Annotated in this window: 2 protein-coding genes; both read right to left on the bottom strand. The window is 34.9% G+C overall.

The features are described from left to right. Window positions 1-36 precede the first annotated feature (36 nt). Window positions 37-372, bottom strand: coding sequence for a hypothetical protein (locus tag KW93_RS09460; protein WP_033542764.1), 336 nt, complete (start codon window positions 370-372; stop codon window positions 37-39). A 116-nt stretch (window positions 373-488) separates the two neighbouring features. Next, entirely contained in the window at window positions 489-875 is a 387-nt protein-coding gene (locus tag KW93_RS09455) for a hypothetical protein (RefSeq protein ID WP_033542763.1), read from the bottom strand. Between the last annotated feature and the right edge of the window lie 66 nt (window positions 876-941).

The raw sequence follows: 941 nt of genomic DNA, 5'->3' as shown, positions 1-941 counted from the left end.
ATGTAACTTAATTACCAATAAGTTACATTCAAGTGTTTACTTTTCTACTTGTTCGTTAATATCGACACCAATAGTTTTTAATTGATCCACCAGTAACTCTCGCTTCACTTTTCCATGTTCTTGATTTTCAGCAGGATATTCTTTAATTGAAAAAACAGGAGCATCAAATTTCAGCCAAATATCGCGATAAATAGTGTGTGTATCCTTGACTGCTAAAAAGTCTCCGTTTCCTAGTTCAATGTCGTCGTCTACCCCAAATTGAAATCGACAACAACTGCATATGTCGAATGAGCCGTCCTTTAAGGTATTCAAATCAGCATATGCAGGTTCGTCCAACCCTTTATGACCACATACCGGACAAATATACTTCATGTTGCGAGAAGCCTCCCTACGTTCTTGAATGTTATTTATGATTTTGAATGTAACTTAATTCACAAGAAGTTACATTCGGATATACATAAAATTGCTCCAAACAGTTAGTTTTTCTTTTAGAACTCACGTTTTTCCAAAGTTACTACTTCTATTTCTTCACAGTAAAACTTGATAATATCGGTCTCATAATTGTCGATCAGGTATTTGAATCGTTTTTCATAGCCTGACTCCTTTAGGTTCTCGATGGTGAAACCACCCTCTAAATCATTTTCATTTCCGGTGATCCGATAAAGGTAAAGCGAGACAATATTAGAGAATTTCATCACCAGTTTGAATTTACGGTCGTCTTTTTCTAATAAAAAATCCACTTCCAGAAATGCAATTTCATTGTAGTTTGAATCAAAATCTAAGTAATAACGAAATCCATACAGGGACTTGAAAAATGACATTTCAAAGTCTGGAATTTGTTTTTCTATGTCCGTATTCGTATACCATTGTTCCATCAGAGAACCCTCCCTCTTATTCGCCTCCTAAAAAAAGTGAATGTAACTTAACTGCACTTAAGTTAC

The sequence above is a fragment of the Planococcus sp. CAU13 genome (assembly GCF_000775575.1).
Taxonomy (GTDB): Bacteria; Bacillota; Bacilli; order Bacillales_A; family Planococcaceae; genus Planococcus.
Note: the sequence above shows the minus strand (reverse complement) of the source record. Positions and strands in the feature narration are given on the sequence as shown.

Excerpts from the sequence above, each read along its gene's own strand:
- KW93_RS09455 (WP_033542763.1), bottom strand. The coding sequence starts at position 875 with ATGGAACAATGGTATACGAATACGGACATAGAAAAACAAATTCCAGAC.
- KW93_RS09460 (WP_033542764.1), bottom strand. The coding sequence starts at position 372 with ATGAAGTATATTTGTCCGGTATGTGGTCATAAAGGGTTGGACGAACCT.